General features: G+C 63.7%; 21 protein-coding genes and 1 pseudogene. 8 read left to right on the top strand and 14 right to left on the bottom strand.

What is annotated here, in order from left to right; genetic code table 11:
• The 3 genes and pseudogenes from ACP7AX_RS19125 to ACP7AX_RS19115 all read right to left on the bottom strand — a co-directional run.
• A pseudogene (locus ACP7AX_RS19125) lies at positions 1-228 on the bottom strand (carbohydrate ABC transporter permease); the annotation flags it as partial.
• On the bottom strand, positions 225-1,163 hold the full coding sequence (locus ACP7AX_RS19120; RefSeq protein WP_426228765.1) for a carbohydrate ABC transporter permease: 939 nt from the start codon (positions 1,161-1,163) through the stop codon (positions 225-227). The pseudogene ACP7AX_RS19125 and the gene ACP7AX_RS19120, both read right to left, overlap by 4 nt.
• A 38-nt stretch (positions 1,164-1,201) precedes the next feature.
• Positions 1,202-2,479 carry an ABC transporter substrate-binding protein gene (locus ACP7AX_RS19115; RefSeq protein ID WP_426228763.1) on the bottom strand — a complete coding sequence of 426 codons (1,278 nt, stop codon included), beginning with the start codon at positions 2,477-2,479 and terminating at the stop codon, positions 1,202-1,204.
• 90 nt (positions 2,480-2,569) lie between these two features.
• On the opposite strand from ACP7AX_RS19115, the gene ACP7AX_RS19110 reads away from it, so the two are divergent.
• Entirely contained in the window at positions 2,570-3,769 is a 1,200-nt protein-coding gene (locus ACP7AX_RS19110) for an ROK family protein (RefSeq protein WP_426228761.1), read from the top strand.
• A gap of 32 nt (positions 3,770-3,801) precedes the next feature.
• Here the strand turns inward: ACP7AX_RS19110 and ACP7AX_RS19105 are convergent, their stop codons facing one another.
• Genes ACP7AX_RS19105 through ACP7AX_RS19090 form a run of 4 tightly spaced genes read right to left on the bottom strand, consistent with a single transcriptional unit; the run spans position 3,802 to position 7,621 of the window.
• Positions 3,802-4,227 carry an ATP-binding protein gene (locus ACP7AX_RS19105; protein WP_426228759.1) on the bottom strand — a complete coding sequence of 142 codons (426 nt, stop codon included), beginning with the start codon at positions 4,225-4,227 and terminating at the stop codon, positions 3,802-3,804.
• The gene (locus ACP7AX_RS19100; protein ID WP_131683140.1) at positions 4,220-4,552 is read right to left on the bottom strand and encodes an anti-sigma factor antagonist; all 333 of its coding nucleotides are present in this window, start codon (positions 4,550-4,552) and stop codon (positions 4,220-4,222) included. Before ACP7AX_RS19100 ends, ACP7AX_RS19105 begins: the two co-directional genes overlap by 8 nt.
• Positions 4,542-6,512, bottom strand: a complete 1,971-nt coding sequence (locus ACP7AX_RS19095; protein ID WP_426228757.1) for a glycosyltransferase family 2 protein — start codon at positions 6,510-6,512, stop codon at positions 4,542-4,544. The genes ACP7AX_RS19100 and ACP7AX_RS19095 overlap by 11 nt, the downstream gene beginning before the upstream one ends.
• The gene (locus tag ACP7AX_RS19090) at positions 6,509-7,621 is read right to left on the bottom strand and encodes a PP2C family protein-serine/threonine phosphatase (protein ID WP_426228755.1); all 1,113 of its coding nucleotides are present in this window, start codon (positions 7,619-7,621) and stop codon (positions 6,509-6,511) included. Before ACP7AX_RS19090 ends, ACP7AX_RS19095 begins: the two co-directional genes overlap by 4 nt.
• 218 nt (positions 7,622-7,839) lie before the next feature.
• On the opposite strand from ACP7AX_RS19090, the gene ACP7AX_RS19085 reads away from it, so the two are divergent.
• The gene (locus tag ACP7AX_RS19085) at positions 7,840-8,133 is read left to right on the top strand and encodes a hypothetical protein (RefSeq protein WP_131683137.1); all 294 of its coding nucleotides are present in this window, start codon (positions 7,840-7,842) and stop codon (positions 8,131-8,133) included.
• Between the two features lie 229 nt (positions 8,134-8,362).
• Here ACP7AX_RS19085 and ACP7AX_RS19080 read toward each other — a convergent pair whose 3' ends face one another.
• Positions 8,363-8,935 carry a GNAT family N-acetyltransferase gene (locus tag ACP7AX_RS19080; protein ID WP_426228753.1) on the bottom strand — a complete coding sequence of 191 codons (573 nt, stop codon included), beginning with the start codon at positions 8,933-8,935 and terminating at the stop codon, positions 8,363-8,365.
• Between the two features lie 40 nt (positions 8,936-8,975).
• Positions 8,976-9,455 (bottom strand): thioredoxin-dependent thiol peroxidase, encoded by a 480-nt coding sequence (bcp, locus tag ACP7AX_RS19075; protein WP_426228751.1) that lies wholly within the window; start codon positions 9,453-9,455, stop codon positions 8,976-8,978.
• A gap of 278 nt (positions 9,456-9,733) precedes the next feature.
• Between bcp and ACP7AX_RS19070 the strand changes: the two genes are divergently transcribed.
• Positions 9,734-10,132, top strand: coding sequence for a cupin (locus ACP7AX_RS19070; protein ID WP_131683134.1), 399 nt, complete (start codon positions 9,734-9,736; stop codon positions 10,130-10,132).
• An 18-nt stretch (positions 10,133-10,150) separates the two neighbouring features.
• Here the strand turns inward: ACP7AX_RS19070 and ACP7AX_RS19065 are convergent, their stop codons facing one another.
• Positions 10,151-10,732: a dTMP kinase gene (locus ACP7AX_RS19065; protein WP_426228748.1), complete on the bottom strand. Its 582-nt coding sequence runs from the start codon at positions 10,730-10,732 to the stop codon at positions 10,151-10,153.
• 121 nt (positions 10,733-10,853) lie between these two features.
• Here ACP7AX_RS19065 and ACP7AX_RS19060 point away from each other — a divergent pair, with 121 nt between their 5' ends.
• The gene (locus tag ACP7AX_RS19060) at positions 10,854-11,240 is read left to right on the top strand and encodes a hypothetical protein (protein WP_426228746.1); all 387 of its coding nucleotides are present in this window, start codon (positions 10,854-10,856) and stop codon (positions 11,238-11,240) included.
• 91 nt (positions 11,241-11,331) lie between these two features.
• Here the strand turns inward: ACP7AX_RS19060 and ACP7AX_RS19055 are convergent, their stop codons facing one another.
• Positions 11,332-11,670, bottom strand: coding sequence for a hypothetical protein (locus ACP7AX_RS19055; RefSeq protein WP_131683131.1), 339 nt, complete (start codon positions 11,668-11,670; stop codon positions 11,332-11,334).
• Positions 11,671-11,905: 235 nt separating this feature from the next.
• On the opposite strand from ACP7AX_RS19055, the gene ACP7AX_RS19050 reads away from it, so the two are divergent.
• Positions 11,906-12,838 carry a hypothetical protein gene (locus tag ACP7AX_RS19050; protein WP_426228744.1) on the top strand — a complete coding sequence of 311 codons (933 nt, stop codon included), beginning with the start codon at positions 11,906-11,908 and terminating at the stop codon, positions 12,836-12,838.
• 96 nt (positions 12,839-12,934) lie between these two features.
• On the opposite strand, the gene ACP7AX_RS19045 is transcribed toward ACP7AX_RS19050, so the two are convergent.
• The gene (locus tag ACP7AX_RS19045; protein WP_426228742.1) at positions 12,935-13,852 is read right to left on the bottom strand and encodes an SRPBCC family protein; all 918 of its coding nucleotides are present in this window, start codon (positions 13,850-13,852) and stop codon (positions 12,935-12,937) included.
• Positions 13,853-13,985: 133 nt separating this feature from the next.
• Positions 13,986-14,135, bottom strand: a complete 150-nt coding sequence (locus ACP7AX_RS19040; protein ID WP_426228740.1) for a hypothetical protein — start codon at positions 14,133-14,135, stop codon at positions 13,986-13,988.
• A 201-nt stretch (positions 14,136-14,336) separates the two neighbouring features.
• On the opposite strand from ACP7AX_RS19040, the gene ACP7AX_RS19035 reads away from it, so the two are divergent.
• Positions 14,337-14,948 (top strand): NAD(P)H-dependent oxidoreductase, encoded by a 612-nt coding sequence (locus tag ACP7AX_RS19035; protein ID WP_131683129.1) that lies wholly within the window; start codon positions 14,337-14,339, stop codon positions 14,946-14,948.
• A gap of 16 nt (positions 14,949-14,964) precedes the next feature.
• Here ACP7AX_RS19035 and ACP7AX_RS19030 read toward each other — a convergent pair whose 3' ends face one another.
• Positions 14,965-15,438 (bottom strand): ATP-binding protein, encoded by a 474-nt coding sequence (locus ACP7AX_RS19030; RefSeq protein WP_131683128.1) that lies wholly within the window; start codon positions 15,436-15,438, stop codon positions 14,965-14,967.
• A gap of 183 nt (positions 15,439-15,621) precedes the next feature.
• On the opposite strand from ACP7AX_RS19030, the gene ACP7AX_RS19025 reads away from it, so the two are divergent.
• Both ACP7AX_RS19025 and ACP7AX_RS19020 read left to right on the top strand, forming a co-directional pair.
• The gene (locus tag ACP7AX_RS19025; RefSeq protein ID WP_131683127.1) at positions 15,622-15,819 is read left to right on the top strand and encodes a hypothetical protein; all 198 of its coding nucleotides are present in this window, start codon (positions 15,622-15,624) and stop codon (positions 15,817-15,819) included.
• Positions 15,820-16,054: 235 nt separating this feature from the next.
• A complete protein-coding gene (locus ACP7AX_RS19020; RefSeq protein ID WP_426228737.1) occupies positions 16,055-16,447 on the top strand; it encodes a glycosyltransferase family 2 protein in 393 nt (130 codons plus the stop codon).
• Positions 16,448-16,488: the final 41 nt, after the last annotated feature.

The following is a 16,488-nucleotide window of genomic DNA, read 5'->3' as shown; positions in this document are numbered from 1 at the left end:
CTCGAACGTCAGGGGGCTTGGCAGCGAGAAGGCGTTGCCGTCCACCGCCTGGCCGGTGGTTTTGAAGGCCATGCTGACGGTGACGTAGAGCGGGACGAGCACGCTGAGCGTGCAAACGAGAAGGACGATGGTGGCGGGCCAGTTGCTGCGCTCCGGGGCGGTGCGGACCCGCTGTTTCTTGCCGGGCGCTGCGGGTCCTGCGGGAATGGTGCTGGGTGCGCTGCTCATGCGGCGATCCCTCCTTTGCCACGTGTGAAGCGAAGCTGGATGAGTGCGATGACGATGCTGATGAGGAAGAAGATCACGGCATTGGCCATCTGGTAGGCGTAGTCGCCGCCTTCGAAGCCACGGAAGATGGACATCGCGACGCTGCGTGTGGCGACACCGGGGCCGCCGTCGGTCAGGCCGACGATGATGTCGTAGGCATTGAGGTAGTTCTTGAAGCCGAGGACCATATTGATCACGGCATAGCCGGCGACCAGCGGCAGGGTGATGTGCCGCAGGTTGTGCCAGGGGGTTGCTCCGTCGATGGAGCTTGCCTCGTAAACCTCGGCGGGAACCGTGAGGAGCCCTGCGATGTAAATCAGCATGGCGCTCGGAATCGACTGCCACGCCGTGACAAAGACGATTGCCAGCCACGCGAGGTCGGGGTTGGCGAGGATGCTCGTCGCCAGCGGTTCGATCCCCAGGCCTTGGCCTACCAGCGGCAGCGAGTTCGAGAAGAGGTATTGGAAGACAAACGCGATGACGATGCCCGAGATCACCATGGGGATAACAAATATTGTGCGCAGTGCAGCACGGAACCGGACACGGGACGTGAGTCCCAAGGCCAGCAGGAAGGCCACGGCGTTTACGACGATGACCGTCACGAGCGCAAAGGCGAGCGTGAAGCCGTAGGCGCTGAGGACTCCTTCATCCCGGAAGACCGCGATGAAGTTGCGGATGCCTATGAAGTCGAAGTCGCCGAAGCCCACGGAGTTCGTAAAGCTGTAGACGAATCCGAGTACGGCCGGCAGCGTGACAGCGAGGGTGAAAATCGCCAGCGAGGGGAACAGGAAAAAATAGTAGAGCGGATCGGTGCGTCTCTTGCGGGCGCTTGCCGCTCCAGTCGATGCCGGGGCCGTCACCACCGCTCCGTGGGAAGGCTTAGTCGTCGATGACATGAGTGGTCCTCGTTTCGTTCATTAGCTGGGAAGTGTGATCACGCGCGGAAAGCCAGGCGCGCCCAGTCGGCGTCCATCCGGCGCAACGTGCTCTCGGCGTCGGCGCCACCGATGATCGACTGGAGGTAGTTGGCGGCGGGAATCGAGTTCGGGATGAACTGTGAGGCACCCATGTAGAAGCGGCCCTCGTCGTAGTACTTCTGCATCTCAACGATTCGGGGATCAGTGACCGCTGGTGCGTCCTTGCTCGTGCCGAATCCCAGGAATTCCGCGTTGTACGGATTCTGGATCTCCGGCTGCATGAGGTATTGAAGGAAGGCCCGGGCACCGTCCTGTGCGTTGGCGACTTCAGGAACCCAGAGGGAAAGGTCGATGTTGACGCGGACTTTCAGATCGGCGGGGTCGCTGGTCATTGGCAGCGGGAAGGTGCCGAGATCGACGTCGGTGCCGGCCTTTTCAATCTCCCCGAAGGCCCACGGCCCCTGGAAGTACATCGCCGCCTGCCCCTGCGCCATGGCCGTGTTGCCATCCCCATAACCGCGGCTGGACGCATCCGGGTTGACGTAGGTGGTCAGCTGAACCATGCGCTTCACCGGCTCAAGCATCGTCTTCTGGAACGACACTTCGGAGTCCGGTCCGACGTTCTCGCCAATTTCGTGCATCGATTTGTAGAAATCGCGCACGCCGACCATGCCGCCAACCGTGTAGTCGAACAGGCCCTGCGCGATGGTCCAGGGGTCGCGGAAGGTGCCGTAGATGGGAGTGATGCCGGCTGCTTTGAACACCTCGCATACCTCGATCAGTTCGTCCCAGGTTGTTGGGACGGCCAACCCGTTTTGCTCGAAGATGCGGCGGTTGTAGATGACCGAGGCCGCCATGACCGAGTAGGGGATGACACTCGTACGGCCCGGGTAGGTGGGGTACCAGTTCGTGAGGTCGAGAACGTCGTCCCGGATGGAAGTTGCTGCCGGAAGATCGGAAAGGTCCGAGAGTGCCCCCCGCTCCATGAACCGGGCCATCTCAAGGTTGTAGTTGAGGCAACCCAGATCCGGCGGACTGCTGCGGACAAAGCTGGCAGAGAGGTTGGTGGCCATATCGTGCAGAACCCGGACGCGGTCCTGCGATGCGGTAAATTTTGCCGCCAAATCGCGGAAGTATGGCACGGCCTCCGGCTTTGACTGGTGGAACGTGACGGTGGAACGGGTACCTCCCGGAGCGCACCCAGCCAAACCGAAGGCGGTCAGCGCACCACCGGCAGCGGCAAGAAAGGTGCGTCGGGAGACTTGCGTCCCGGCGGACGTCAAAGGTGGCAACATTGGCTCCTTGGGGTCTCAACTTTGAGTTTATTTGGATCTTATATTTAGGTCCTATAAAAGGATGGCGGATATTGGCGATATCGTCAAGGGATGAATAAGACCACGGCGAGCTCCACGCAGCTGTTGCGGCAGATCAACTCCGATGCATTGCTGCGCTTCGCTCTTCAGGAACAAGTGTTCACCGCTGGAGAGGCTATGGCCATGACCGGGCTGACTCGCGCGACGGTGCTCGGTGTCTGCGATGGCCTGGTTGACGCCGGCTGGCTGGAGGAAGTGGATGACAGCCCTGCCGGGGGCCGCACGCACAAGGGCCGGCCGGCGCGCCGCTACCGGTTGCGCGAGGCTGCCGGCGTTGTTGTGGGGCTGGACGCGGGCGAGACCTACTTCACCACCATCGTCGCGGATCTGCGCGGCCGTGAGCTGGGCAAGCGCCGCCTGAGCATTGACTCGCATGCGCTGGGCCGCGAGGGCCGCGCTGCGAGCGCACGCGAGCTGATCCGTCTGACCCTCCGCGACGTCGGGCGCGCCCCCGACGACGTCTTACTCACGGTCGTCGGGGTACCCGCGCCGATCGATGCTAACGGTATGTCTCCGGAAGGTGAATTCTGGCACCTGATGAATTCCGGCTTTGCCTCGCACCTTCACGGCATGGTGGTCGTCGAGAATGACGCCAACCTGGCCGCCGTTGCCGAACGCGCGCACGAGCCATCCGCCAACCAGGCAACGTTGCTGACAGGGGAGCGATTCGGCGCGGGCCTGATCGTCGATGGGCGCTTGCTGCGGGGACCTCGGGGCGGCGCAGGGGAGATGCGGTTCCTGGACACGCTGACCGCCGGCAAATTCGTCCCCGACGAAGGGGGTGCGGACGGGTTTGGTGCACTTGCGCGGAAGTGGGCACGCTCGCGCATTCACCTCCACGAGGGAGAAACTGTTTTGCGGCAAAAGCCCGGCGGGGAGATCAACGCCGAGGACGTGTTCCAGGCAGCCCGGGCGGGGGATCCGTTTGCAGAGGACATCATCGCCCGGCTCGGGGCCCGGCTGGCGCGCATCGCGGTTGTGCTTTCCAGCCTGCTGGACATTGAGCGGGTAGTCATAGCAGGCGGCATTTCACGGGCCATCGAACCCGTCCTCGAGCATGCACGAAGCCTGCTGCCCACCGATACCGGCTTACCGCTTCCGGAACTCGTAGCCAGCACGTTTGGAGCCGAGGTGGTGGTCAAAGGTGCTATCGAGTCCGCACTGACACAGGTCAAGCGCGAACCCAACGCGTTCCTCCCGCGAGCCGCCTGATGCCCTGATGGCCCAAAGAACGGGTGCCGCGCCTAGTCCTGCGCGGTGCGGGTGAGCACCCAGGTGTTCGTGCCGTCCTGCCGTTCGAAGGTCACCGTGGTGACCAGAGCCTGGATGAGGGCAAGGCCGCGGCCGGACTCTGAATCGTCGCCGGGGCTGCCCGGTTCCATGGGTCCGAACGGGGGCTTCGCGTGGAAAGCGCTGACGCGGGCCTGCAGCAGCGTGGGCTGCACGCTGATCTCCACCCCCAGCTCAACGGGCCGCTGCTCTTTGGCCGGCAGGGCATGCTGGACGATGTTGGACGCCGATTCGATCACCGCCGTGGCAAACGTCATCTGGTCCATGTCCTGGACGAACGGGGCATCCTCCCAGAGGCCGTCCAGTTCGTCGTGCACGGACTCGATGGCGTCGAGGTCCGCCAGGCCGCGGAAGCTCCGCTGGGCCAGGATGTCAGTCATTGCTGAACGCCTCTTCCGGGGAGGCGTAGGAGGTCAGGACGCGGTCCATGCTGGTCAGCTCGAGCACCATTTTCACCTGGGGCTGCACGGACGCAATGCGGAGGTCTCCGCCTGCCTGCCGGGCCGCCTTGAGGCAGCCGATCAGGGCGCCGAGTCCCGAGGAGTCCATAAAGCCTGTCTTCTCGAGGTTCACCACGATCCGGCTGGAACCGCCCGCGATCACGTCCGTGACGTACTCGCGCAGCTTGGGCGCGGACACCATATTGAGCCGTCCCTCCGCCCTGACCTCCGCGTACGAATCCTTGACCTCATGGCTAAACTCCATCGGGTTCCTTCTCTCCAGCTTCAATGTCAACAGCGGGTTCGAAACCCTTGTACAAAACGGCCCGCACCAGGATGCTCATGACCACCAGGTCAAAAATAACCCAGGCAACGTTCACCAGCGTGCCAAGCGGCTCGGCCAGTCCTGTAGCCAGGCGGATAATGCCGACGACGGCGGCAACCGCCAGGAGCCCCGCCACCACAATCTGGGGGCGGATGAGGCTCCAGCTGGGGCCGCCGCTCTGGCGGGCTTTGGGGGTGACTGCGAACCCAAGGGGACGGCCGAACCAGACGTTCCGGGCCGCCGTCGTACACGCCTTGATCCAGGTAGGGAACAGCGCCAGGCTGTACTGCTGGCCGCGCCAGGTGGGGATTCCGCGGCCGGCCACGGCGAACAGCAGCTGGTTGGCGATCATGAACGGGATGAACCGGATGAAGAAGTCCCAGCTGAGGCTGGTCACGGGCAGGATGCCCAGGAGCAGGTAGATGATGGGGGCGGCGAAGTAGATGACCGCCGCATAGCCGCTGAGGTAGGTCCACATGGTGGCGAAGTACATCAGCCGCTGGCCGATCTTCAGGCCCTTCTGGACCAGCGGGTTTTCGCGGAGCAGCACCTGGATGGTTCCCTGCGCCCAGCGGAGGCGCTGGGTGAGCATGGTGGCGATGTCCTCGGGTGCGAGGCCGTAGGCCAGGACCTCGTGGTGGTAGACGCTCTCCCAGCCCATGGCGTGCATGCGCATGGCGGTGGCCATGTCCTCGGTGACCGAGATGGTGGCCAGCGGCATGACCGGCTGCGCTTCGTCGTTCCGTTCCACACTCAGGGCATCCAGGACGGCCTGCACCGATTCCAGGGCGCCCAGCGGGGACCAGTCCCGGGCCGACATCCGCTGGACGGCGTCGTCGGCAACCACGGGGACGCCGGCTTCGCCCACGTGGGCCAGCTCCATCGCGGCGATTTCCTCAAGGTCCGCCTGAAGGGCTGATACGTCCGCCTGAACCAGGGTCTGGACGGCCAGGTCAACGCGGCGGCGGACGCGGTAGGTGATCTCGCTCAGCGGTTCGCCCGCTGCCAGCTGCTGCTGGGCCTGGACAGTGGCGGCCTCCACCTCGTCCAGCACTTCGGATACGAGGGGCGTATCGACGTCGGCCGATTTGCGGGCCTGCCGGATGGCCGAGCGCGAGGCGGCGAGGGCGCGGCGGATGCTCTTCTCGGTTTCCTTGACGTAGCCCACCAGGCCCAGCTGCATCAGGGCTTCGCGGCGCAGGATGGCGTTGGAGCCGCAGAAGAAGGCAGCGTTCCAGCCGTCCTTGCCCTGCTGGATGGGGCCGTAGAACAGGGGTGCCTGGCTGCCCAGGGGATCGTCCGCGGGGACGTTGCTGAAGTACTGCGGGGTCTGGACCAGGGCCACGCGGCGGTTGTTGAAGTAGCCGAGGGTTTTTTCCAGGATGTCCGGTTCGGGGATCTGGTCCGCGTCCAGGATGAGCAGGAACTCGCCGTGCGTGACCATCAGCGCGTTGTTCAGGTTGCCGGCCTTGGCGTGGCGCGGGACGTTGGCTGTCCAGTCCTCGCTGCGGGTGACGTAGCCCAGCCCGTGCTCTTCCGCGAGAGCCTTGAGTTCCGGCCGGGCGCCGTCGTCCAGGATCCAGGTGCTGTGCGGGTGCCTGATCTTCTGGGCGGCCAGGGCGGTGGTCATCACCATGTCCAGGTCTTCGTTGTAGGTGGTGATGAAGACATCCACCGTGGCGTCGTGGGGTGGCGTTGGGGCTGCCTTACGGATCTTCAGCTTCCACACCGTCATGCCGAAGAGCATGACGTCGATCAGGCTGTAGGTTTCCGCTATCACCAAGGGGACGGCGATCCACCAGGCATCCCAGTTCAGCGAGGCGGCCCAGCGCCAGGCCACGTAATTCAGGCCGAAGATGACCGTCAGGACCACTACCAGGCGGGTCCAGAAGCGGGTCATGCGGTGGCGGTTTCAGGCAGGCGGCGGACCACCACTACGGTGACGTCATCTTCGGCGGATTCGGCCGGGGCGAGGGCGAGGATGGCATCGCTTGCGGCCTGCGCTGAGTCCTGCCCGTGGGTTGCGGCGAGCACCGCTTCGGTGAAGGCCTCGACGGAACCAAACACATCCAGGACGCCGTCACTGACCACCACCAGGGAATCCCCGGGAGCCAGATCCAGGGAGGACTGCGGCCAGGTGGTCCCGGCCCAAGCGCCCACGGGCGGACCGCCGGACGGCAGACGGTGCACGCCGCCGTCGGCCGTTACATGCAGGGCCAGCCCGTGGCCGGCATCGACGTAGCTGACGTTTCCGGAGGCGGCGTCCAGCCGGGCGTGGAACAGCGTGACAAACGAGTTGGAGGAGTCCAGATCGGTGGCGATGGCCTTGCTGGCGGAGGCAAAGGCGGCGTCCAGGTCCCGCCGGTGGCCCGTGGAGCGCATCACGGCCCGGACGGTGGCGGCGATGAGCGCCGCGCCCATGCCCTTGCCCATGGCATCGGCGAAGGTCAGGTGCAGGCCGTCCGGGGTGCGGTACCAGTCGTAGAAGTCCCCGCCCACGCTGCGGGAGGGACGGAAGGCGCCGGCGAGGTCGTAGCCGTCCACCCGGACGTCCTCGTTGGGCAGGAGGCTTTGCTGGACCTCGGTGGCGCGCTCGAGTTCGCTGCGCGCGGCGGTGTCCACGGCGGGGGACCGGCGGCGGCGGAACAGGGCGTTGATCCGCGACTGGAGCTCGCGCGGGCTGAACGGCTTGCTGATGTAGTCATCGGCGCCGTTGTCCAGGCCCGTCAGCTTGTCCAGCTCATCGGCGCGCGCAGTGAGCATCACGATGAACGCGTCGGAGAATTCGCGCAGGCGCTTGCAGACCTCCAGGCCGTCCAGGTCCGGGAGGTTCAGGTCCAGGGTGACCAGGTCGGGCCGTTCATTCCGGACGAGTTCCACGCCCGGCAGGCCGGCGGAGGCCTCGGAAACCAGGAAGCCCTGCTTGACCAAAACCCGCACCAGCAGGCCGCGGATGTCCGGATCGTCTTCAATCACAACGGCACGGCGTGTTTCGGGCATGGAAGGCATAGCTCTACTTCTACCGTATTAACGCCTGCGGAGCATTGTCACATGCACCACACAGCCGGTTAAACACCAACACACGCTGCAGCCGGGTCCGCTTTCCTGCGGCCGGTCTTGTCCGAAAGTTGGGACTGAATTGATGGGACCTTGAGCAACCGTGGCCACACTCGAAGGGAAGAGCTTTGACGTATTGCCACACTTTGCCGGAGGACGGTGCACGGCTGATGGAACCAACTGAATCCCCTGAGCCGGTGTCCGGCATCGTGGCCCGCTCGCTGAAGCTGATCCGGGAGGGCCACTTTTCCCGGAGCACCCTGCATTACCTGAGCCATTCCTGGAAAGTCCGCTCGCTGAACCGGTCCCTGGCCAGGGCACTGGGGGAATCCTGGGAGGCCTCGAGCTGGCCGGGCGACAGGCTTGCCGTCGGCGTTGAGATGTCTGAGAAGGTCGAAAAACTGACGCGCCTCCTCAACCGCGAAACCGAAGTGCACGGCCGTCTGGTGGCACTCCTGAAGTAGCCGTTCCCTGCTGACCCGTTCCGTGGCACACTGGTGGACAATCGAGTGGCTGGGGGATACCAGGTCAGGAGATTACGGTGCATTGGTACACAGGTTGGGCCTACCTCTTAGCAGGACTCATCACCATGGACACACTCCTGGTGGTCCTGTGGCTCATGGACAAGGACTGGCCCAGCCGCTGGCGGAAAAAGCCCTGACCAGCGCACCCACTCCAACGGCGCCGCGGCGTTCACCGCAGGCCGCGCCGCATCAGGACCCTGGGGAAGCCGTTGAGCACTGATTCGGTGTCCGCAGCCTTCACGAACCCGGCCTTCTCAAAGAGCTTCCGCGTGCCCACGTAGGCCATGGTGAGGTCAACTTTGCTGCCCTTGTTGTCCACCGGGTAGCCCTCGATGGCGGGCGCGCCGTAGCTGCGGGCGAATTCCACGGCGCCTTCGAGCAGCTGATGGGAGATCCCTTTCCCGCGGTGGCCGGGCCGCACCCGGATGCACCAGACGGACCACACCTCCAGGTTATCCACGTGCGGGATTTTGCGGTTCCGGGCAAAGCTTGTGTCGGAGCGCGGATGGACACCTGCCCACCCCACGACGTCGCCGCCGTCGTACGCGAGGACACCGGGCGGCGGATCCTGCCCTACCAGCTCCCTGACGAAGTCGCCGCGGGCCGTCCCGTGCAGCTCCAGGTTCAGCTTTGACGGGACGCGGTAGCTCAGGCACCAGCACACATTGGCGTCCGGGCGCTTGGGACCCACCACCGCAGCCACGTCCTCGAACACTGTTGCCGGACGGACCTTAATGCCCATGGTGCGCTCCCTGGTTGGGGAAAAGCGGTGAGCCGGGCGCCTAAAGGCCCAGCGCTTCCTTGAGCGCGGCAACGTGGCCCTGCGCCTTGACCTGATACTGGGCCAGCGACACTTTGCCCTCGGGATCAACCACAACCGTGGAGCGGACAATACCTTCGGTGATCTCGCCGTTGACCAGCTTTTCGCCCCAGGCGCCGTACGCGAGGGCTACATCGTGGTCCTCGTCGGACAGCAGCGGGAAGGTCAAATCGAAGTCACCCGTGAAGCTGGCCAGCTTCGCCGGGGCGTCCGGCGAAATGCCAACCACTTCGTAGCCCGAGCCCTGGAAGGAGGAGAGGCTGTCCCGGAAGTCGCAGGCCTCGGTGGTGCAGCCGGGGGTGGCGGCGGCCGGGTAGAAGTAGACGATCACATTCTTGCCGCGGTACTGGGCCAGGGAGGTGGTCTTTCCGGAGGCATCCTGGAGACTGAAATCCGGGGCCTCGGTGCCTGGCTGGAGTTTGACGGTCAGTTGGGGGCTCATGCATTCCTCCGGGAGGCTTTGGCGGCTAAAGGGCAAATCAAGTGAAGCGGCTTCCCGCTCTAGTCACAACTTCGGCGTCACGTTCTGTATTCCGGCAGGCCCGGCGCAGACGACCCTAAAGTTTACATTCGGTCCATTGACTTCAGACGCCGCAGGGATACCGTTAGAGATACACGATTTCGGTCTCCGCCACGTTTCCGCATGATCGGTATTCACGCTCATACCCATGATCCGCCCCTTAGCGCCCGCGCAAAAAATTCCTAGGCTGTGTGTCCTTCATGACCGCAAATTTCATCAGAGCCCTGGCCGTTAAGTCCTTGGACATCCCGGACAAGAAGCGGTGTCCGGACAAGGCCGAGTTCGATCTCGTCACCGTTGACGATTACTCTGTAGCCCGCCTGATCCTGGCACCGGGCTGGCGTTGGTCCGAGCTGGTCAAACCCACGGAACTGACGGAGTTCTGTGAGCACAACCACCTCGGATACTGCGTCTCCGGCAGCCTTGAGATTCAAACGTCCGACGGCGTGAGGTCCACCATCCGAGCCCATGACACCTATGCGTTGCCGCCTGGTCATGATGAGTGGGTGGTTGGCTCGGAGCCGTTCGTCGCCGTCGAGTTCCTGGGTGCCGCGTCCTACGGGCGCCCGCGCAGCCGGGGAATGCACGCGCTGATGTGAGCTGGCGCCGGCCTAGGCCTAGGCAGTTGAGAGGGTTTCCCCGCCGGTGATTTTCCGCAGCCGGGCCAGCAACACGGCTTGGGGAACGTCTGCGTCAATAACCGTGAACTGTGGGTATTCCGGCAGCGAGCGGTAGGCGTCCCGGAAGGACACCAGTTCTGCCAGGGTTTCCTTGTCAGTGCCCCGCGCCCTGATCCGCTGGTGCGCCACGGCAGGATCTGCGTCCAGGTGGATGATGGCGTCCGGTGCGGGAAGGGCCGCGAGCAGCATAGGCAGCAGCCTGCCGCGAGGCAGTCCCTTCGCTTCGCGCAAAGCCAGTTGGCAGTAAAGGTGACGGTCCATCAACACCAGTCCGTCAAAGCGGCTCGCCTTGGCGTGGGATGCCAGGACATTGATGATGCGGAGCGTGGTTTCCACGGCGTCGGCGAGCCTTAGTGGCCAGCGGATGCCCAGGCGGTCGCCCAGCAGGGACATGCTTCGCCGGCCCGCGTGGTTGTTCAGCAGCAGAGCCTTCCTGCCGTCAGCCTGGACTGCGGACACCAAGGCGCGGGCAGCCGTGGATTTTCCCGAACCGTCGATTCCGGTTAAGACAATAAGCACGTGGCCTCCTTCCGCCAGTGGTTTAACGGTAGGGACAGGTTGATCGTCCCGGCATGCGGCGGATGTCACATTAGAGTCAGCGGAGACAGTCTGTGATGCCAACAGAGAATGGGGACCTTTGATGCAGTTAGCCCAGTTTGCCGCCGTAGCAGCGAGTGTACTCCTGGCCGCACTCGTGGTCTTCCAGGGTGCCCTGATCGCGGGGGCTCCGTTGGGACGATTCGCTTGGGGCGGCCAGCACAACGTGCTCCCCACCAAGCTGCGGATCGGCAGCGCCACATCCATTGTCCTGTACGTCCTGTTCGCCTACGTGGCGCTGGCCAAGGCAGGCATGGTGCCTCCGCTGGTGAACGACGGTTTCACGGACGTTTTCTGCTGGGTGCTGACAGGGTACTTGGCGCTGGGCATCGTGCTGAACGGGATTTCGCGCAGCAAACCCGAGCGTCTGGTGATGACACCCACCGTTATTGTCCTGACGGGCCTGTTCCTGATCCTGGCCCTGCAGTAGGCAGACGTCACGTCGTGCAGCAGTCAAGCATTACGACGGCGGCCAGCCGGCCGCCGTCGTGCGTTCCGTTGTGAACCTGCCGGGCTGAGCCCTAGCTGCAGAACTGCGTGAAGGCTGTGCCGGCATTCTGGTAGGCGGATTCCAAGCCGGTCAGCTTGGCCTCGTCCGGGGTTTCCTTGGCGGATTCGTCAGTGAACTCGATGATGGATCCGAGGGCAGGCTTGAGTTCGTCCGATGCCACCACCTCGATGGGCCGGATCTGGTTGGCGAGGCGGGTCAGCCCGGACTTGCCGATGTTGTTCGCCGGGTTCGACAGGACGGCCTTCACCCTGTCGCAGGTCTCGGCGGTGGAAAGTTTGGTCGGAGCCGTGCAGGCCGAAGCGGAGAACACGAGGCCGGCAGCGACCAGGACGGTGGCGAGTTTCTTCATGGGTCCCTCAGTAGGCGGTTGAGGTTTCGATTGTAAGCAGAGACCGCTGCCTGCCGCCGGGTCGGGATGGCTGGCGGGCGTAGTGTGACCCGCGGGCGGACCGGCTCCGGGCCCGGTCAAGAGGGGGTTAAAGGCTCTGGCGGCCCCTCCGGGAGGCGCTTAAAATGGCAGGACAACCGTGCGGGCTCACCGCAGGTTTGGGTCCGTGCGGATCATTCCGATTCAAGGAAGCATCATGGCCCGCACATCGTATTCAGGAAAAGTACACCGCCGTACCGCCATCTGGTTCATCGCGCTGATGGGTCTGCTGGCGCCTGCCGTTCCGGCTGCGGCGGCCCCGGCGTCGGACTCGGTCATTGTGCTACCCGGCGCAAAGTCCGCAGAAGGGATAGCCGCCGGCGAGGGAAACACCTTCTACGCCGGGGAGTTGCTCACCGGCGATATCTTCCGCGGCGATATCCGCACCGGCAAGGCAAAACTGTTCATCGACGCCCCAAACGATGGCAGGTTCGCGGTGGGCATGAAGGCCGATACCCGCAACGACCTGCTGTTCGTAGCGGGTGGCCCTACCGGCAATGCCTACATTTACGGCACCGAATCCAGGAAGCCGGTCAAGACGGTGAAGCTGGCAGGCTTCATTAACGACGTCACGCTGACGGAGGAAGGGGCCTGGTTCACCAACTCCGCGGCTCCTGAGCTCTACTTCATCCCGGTGGGCCGGCACGGGAAGCTTGGTGATGTGAAGACGCTTAAGCTGAGCGGCCCGGCCGCAGAACTGCCTGGCGAGTACAACCTCAACGGCATCGCCTCCGCCAAGGACGGCGAGGTCCTGATTGTGGCGCATTCGGCCAACAGCAAGCTCTACACGGTCAATCCGAAAAAGGGCACGAGTGCCGAGATCAAGGGACTGAACCTGCCCAACGTGGACGGCATTGTGGTCAGGGGCCACCAACTGTGGGCCGTTCAAAACATGATCAACCAGGTCAGCCACATCCGGCTGTCCGGAGACCTCTCTTCCGGGCGGGTCCTGGATGTCATTAAGAGCGAGGAGTTCAACGTTCCCACCACTGCTGCACTGTTCGGGAACACCTTGGCCGTGGTGAATGCCCAGTTCGAGGTTAAGAACGACACGGAATACGAGGTAGTGCTGGTCCGCGCCCGCGGCTAGCTCCCCACACAGGAACGGTCCTGCCCCGCAAGAGCTTTGCGGGGCAGGACCGTCTGCGCGGGTCAGGCCTGTCCGAGGCCGGACAGGCCGCCAGGATCAGTGCTGGCCGAGGTTTCCACCCAGCGGCGGAATGTTTCCCTTGACGGGGTCGTCCTCGCGGCGCTCCGCAGCGCTGCGGGTTTCACCGTCCGCCGTCTCGTCGGACTCACCCTCGAAATCGACAAGGCCGTTGGTCTGATCGAACGGATGTCCGGGGGAACGTTCGCCGCCGCCCACGGTGCTTGTTGCCGCACCGGTGCCGGCCGCCGTCGCGCTGGACACAGAATCGGAGGGAACGTGCTGGATGGGCGTCGGCTCATCCACTACTGGTGCCACCGGCGTGACGGTGACATCCCGGGTCTCATCAGTGTCCTTTTTGGTTCCGCCGCTCATGGCAGCGGCTGCCCCGGCCACCGCGGCCACGCCTGCTGCAGCTGCAACCTTGCCGGAGAAGCCGGCCTTGCCCGAATCGCCGCGTGAGGCAGCGGCATCCTCCACGCCGGGGGTGCCCACAGTGGCACCCTCGTTGAGGGACCCGCGCCACGCCCCGCTGGCGTAGCCGGCGTCTTCGATGAACTCCTTGAACCGCTTCAGGTCTGCTTCGGCCTGGCGGTCAACAACGTTAAGCTTGTCGCCGACCTTCTCGATGATGCCCTCGGGGTCATATTCCAAGCTGAGCCGGATGGAGGTCTGGCCCCCTCCAACATCTTCGAACTCCACGGCGCCGGCGTTCGTGGCGCCTTCGGTAGCGGCCCACGCGACCTTGCGGTCCGGGACCTGCTCCAGAACCCGTGCGGTCCACTGCCGGCGGACCCCGGCGATCTCAGCCACCCATTCAAGCTGGTCATCGCTCGTCTGCTTGACGCTCTTCACCCCACCCATGAAGTGGGGAAACTCTTCGAACTGGGTCCACTGGTTGTAGGCCGTGCTAACCGGCACGTTCACCAGAATGCGTTTTTCCACCTTCGTGCTCATAGCGGTCTCCTTTAAGTCGAACCGGATCTGATGAGGGGATCACAATTCATCAGCATGCTTAGCATATAGGCCGGTGCGAGCTTGTGGCCAGCCTCAGCGGGCCACTTTCTCGGAGCGCAGTCCGTGGGAAGCGTCAGCCGGCGGCTCCTTGGGGATCGTCCGGGTCGGCTCCTTCGGCAGGTTCCTGCGAGTGAACGCGGATGTCTGTGGGGTCCGCTGCTTCGTCCCCTTCGGCCGGTGCCTCGGCGTGGATGCGCTGCGCCGTTCCTGGTTTTTCCTTCATGACAGCTGCTCCCGTGATGTGTGAGGATTCTTCCCCCCCGATCATCATTGAGCGCCAGTGCGGACAGGGTGTCAAGATCCTTCGACGGACCTCTGGCCGGAGGATCGCTTCTGTGCTGGACTGGGGGAGCACTGTGCCGCTTCACCAACAAAAGCTCTTTTGCCTGCCGGTTCTGCCGGCTGTTTTGGGAAGGAAATATTCATGGCAACGCACAAGATCGGGTACTTCGTAGGGAGCCTGGCAACCGGCTCCATCAACCGCACGCTCGCCACCGCCCTGATCAAGCTGGCTCCGGAGAACCTCGAATTCACCGAGATCCCCATCAAGGACCTGCCGCTCTACAGTTACGATTACGACGCCGATTTCCCGCCGGCAGGGCGCGCCCTCAAAGAAGCCATCGAAGGCTCGGACGGCATCCTGTTTGTATCCCCCGAGTACAACCGCTCCATTCCCGGAGCATTGAAGAACGCCATCGACTGGGGCTCACGGCCGTGGGGAACAAATTCCTTCGCACGCAAGCCCACGGGCATCATCGGTGCGTCGCCGGGCGGCATCGGAACTGCAGTGATGCAGTCTTCCATGCGGAGCGTACTGAGCTTCCTGGACGCCCCCCAATTGAACGCCCCGGAAGTCTATATTCACTTCAAACCGGAGGTCTTCGGCCAGGACGGTGAGATCAAGGACGAATCCACCGCCAAGTTCCTGCGGCACTACATGGACGAGTACGGCGCCTTTGTGGAGCGGGTCCTGGCGGCCAACGCCCCCGGCCACATCGGTGACCTGGAGCCTGATCCGGACAAGCTGACCCGGTAGGGCCAGTCTTAACCGGTCAGTCGAGGGGCAGGGTGACCGTTACCGTGGTGCCCTGCCCTGGCTCTGAACGGATATCGATGGTGCCCCCGGCCTCGTGAACTGCCACGGCCATCAGCCGCAGGCCGTAACCGTGGTGCCGCCCGCTGACGGCGAGTTTGCTGTCAAAGCCTGAGCCGTCGTCGGACACCACCAGCCTTACCCCGTGGCCCACTGCGGCAAGCTGGAGGCTGAGTTCGGAAGCTTCCGAGTACTTGTACGCGTTGCTCAGGGCTTCGCGGGCCGACTGGTAGAGCAAGGACGCGCAGTCCGCCGGGATCTCGATGCCCCAGTGCGGAGTATCCCAGCGGACTGCAGTGCCTTGCTGACGGAGGGGACCGGTGAGCCGGTCAATGCAGCCGGCGAGACCCAGGCTGTGGAAATCGAGCGGGTGGTGATCGGTGATCACGCCTCCCACTGCGACTACTTCATCCAGAGCTGATTGGTTTCCCATGACTCGTCCCGCTTCCCCGCCATCATTTTGTGGTGATAAGTCCAGAGTGAACCCATAACTGCATGGGCGGCGAAGGGTTAGCTCAAGATCCAATCAATTTTGTTCTCAAAATAATCCGCAGGATTCGGAGCCTTCCGATCCGCCCGCTGGTAGCGTAGTTGCCCACCAAACGAAGGAGGGGCCATGACCATCAACTCACCCGAATCTTTGCCCGACGACGAGCCCCAGAAGGCTGATGCGGAGGACACTGCAGCCAAAGGTACCGCGGGGAAGGGCGACGACGGCGTCCCCACCAGTGCGGACGGCGTTGGCCTGGGTGCCACCCATGAGCCGAACACGTTTGAGCCGGAAGAGGACCCTGAGGCAGTCGAAGACGACTGACCTATGACACGGACCTGGTGATACGGGGCTGCGGCCCCGCATGCTGCTTGGCGTTGATGTTGACGCGCCCCTCTTGACAGAAGCTTGTTGGTTTCGTGCCGGAATTCTGCTGCTGCTTTGCGTTCTCCTTGGAAGACTCGCAATCAATAGCTAGTTGAAGACTTTCGGCGGGGAATATGGGAAAAATTTGTGCCGCATCGCAGGACCCTTGGAATAAAAGGGCCGGAGCGATCCGGTGATAACGGTCCTTATTCCTGCGCACAATGAATCAGCCGGTATCGGCGAAACTCTCAAATCACTTAAAGGCCAGTCCCTTGTGCCCGACAGAATAATTGTCGTGGCGGACAACTGCACTGACGCAACGGCACAGATTGCGCTGGACGGCGGTGCCGAAGTGGTGGACACGGCTGGAAATACCCACAAAAAAGCCGGGGCGCTCAATCAGGTGCTTGCCACCGTTCTTCCGGATGCCGCGCCCGAAGACCTCATCCTTGTCCAGGATGCAGATTCCCAACTGTCCCCGGATTTCATCGAGCGCGCCGTTGGCCACCTTCAGGAAGATCGGCGCCTGGGTGCGGTGGGCGGGGTTTTCCGGCCCTTCGCATTTACGCATGGTTGGTTTGTTTGATCCGGTAGTGCCGGTGGCCGCCGGCGGCGAGTAGGCATCTG

Source organism: Pseudarthrobacter sp. DSP2-3-2b1 (assembly GCF_049895945.1).
Taxonomy (GTDB): domain Bacteria; phylum Actinomycetota; class Actinomycetes; order Actinomycetales; family Micrococcaceae; genus Arthrobacter.
Note: the sequence above shows the minus strand (reverse complement) of the source record. Positions and strands in the feature narration are given on the sequence as shown.

Excerpts from the sequence above, each read along its gene's own strand:
- ACP7AX_RS19120 (WP_426228765.1), bottom strand. The coding sequence starts at position 1,163 with ATGTCATCGACGACTAAGCCTTCCCACGGAGCGGTGGTGACGGCCCCG.
- ACP7AX_RS19115 (WP_426228763.1), bottom strand. The coding sequence starts at position 2,479 with ATGTTGCCACCTTTGACGTCCGCCGGGACGCAAGTCTCCCGACGCACC.
- ACP7AX_RS19110 (WP_426228761.1), top strand. The coding sequence starts at position 2,570 with ATGAATAAGACCACGGCGAGCTCCACGCAGCTGTTGCGGCAGATCAAC.
- ACP7AX_RS19105 (WP_426228759.1), bottom strand. The coding sequence starts at position 4,227 with ATGACTGACATCCTGGCCCAGCGGAGCTTCCGCGGCCTGGCGGACCTC.
- ACP7AX_RS19100 (WP_131683140.1), bottom strand. The coding sequence starts at position 4,552 with ATGGAGTTTAGCCATGAGGTCAAGGATTCGTACGCGGAGGTCAGGGCG.
- ACP7AX_RS19095 (WP_426228757.1), bottom strand. The coding sequence starts at position 6,512 with ATGACCCGCTTCTGGACCCGCCTGGTAGTGGTCCTGACGGTCATCTTC.
- ACP7AX_RS19090 (WP_426228755.1), bottom strand. The coding sequence starts at position 7,621 with ATGCCTTCCATGCCCGAAACACGCCGTGCCGTTGTGATTGAAGACGAT.
- ACP7AX_RS19085 (WP_131683137.1), top strand. The coding sequence starts at position 7,840 with ATGGAACCAACTGAATCCCCTGAGCCGGTGTCCGGCATCGTGGCCCGC.
- ACP7AX_RS19080 (WP_426228753.1), bottom strand. The coding sequence starts at position 8,935 with ATGGGCATTAAGGTCCGTCCGGCAACAGTGTTCGAGGACGTGGCTGCG.
- bcp (WP_426228751.1), bottom strand. The coding sequence starts at position 9,455 with ATGAGCCCCCAACTGACCGTCAAACTCCAGCCAGGCACCGAGGCCCCG.
- ACP7AX_RS19070 (WP_131683134.1), top strand. The coding sequence starts at position 9,734 with ATGACCGCAAATTTCATCAGAGCCCTGGCCGTTAAGTCCTTGGACATC.
- ACP7AX_RS19060 (WP_426228746.1), top strand. The coding sequence starts at position 10,854 with ATGCAGTTAGCCCAGTTTGCCGCCGTAGCAGCGAGTGTACTCCTGGCC.
- ACP7AX_RS19055 (WP_131683131.1), bottom strand. The coding sequence starts at position 11,670 with ATGAAGAAACTCGCCACCGTCCTGGTCGCTGCCGGCCTCGTGTTCTCC.
- ACP7AX_RS19050 (WP_426228744.1), top strand. The coding sequence starts at position 11,906 with ATGGCCCGCACATCGTATTCAGGAAAAGTACACCGCCGTACCGCCATC.
- ACP7AX_RS19045 (WP_426228742.1), bottom strand. The coding sequence starts at position 13,852 with ATGAGCACGAAGGTGGAAAAACGCATTCTGGTGAACGTGCCGGTTAGC.
- ACP7AX_RS19040 (WP_426228740.1), bottom strand. The coding sequence starts at position 14,135 with ATGAAGGAAAAACCAGGAACGGCGCAGCGCATCCACGCCGAGGCACCG.
- ACP7AX_RS19035 (WP_131683129.1), top strand. The coding sequence starts at position 14,337 with ATGGCAACGCACAAGATCGGGTACTTCGTAGGGAGCCTGGCAACCGGC.
- ACP7AX_RS19030 (WP_131683128.1), bottom strand. The coding sequence starts at position 15,438 with ATGGGAAACCAATCAGCTCTGGATGAAGTAGTCGCAGTGGGAGGCGTG.
- ACP7AX_RS19025 (WP_131683127.1), top strand. The coding sequence starts at position 15,622 with ATGACCATCAACTCACCCGAATCTTTGCCCGACGACGAGCCCCAGAAG.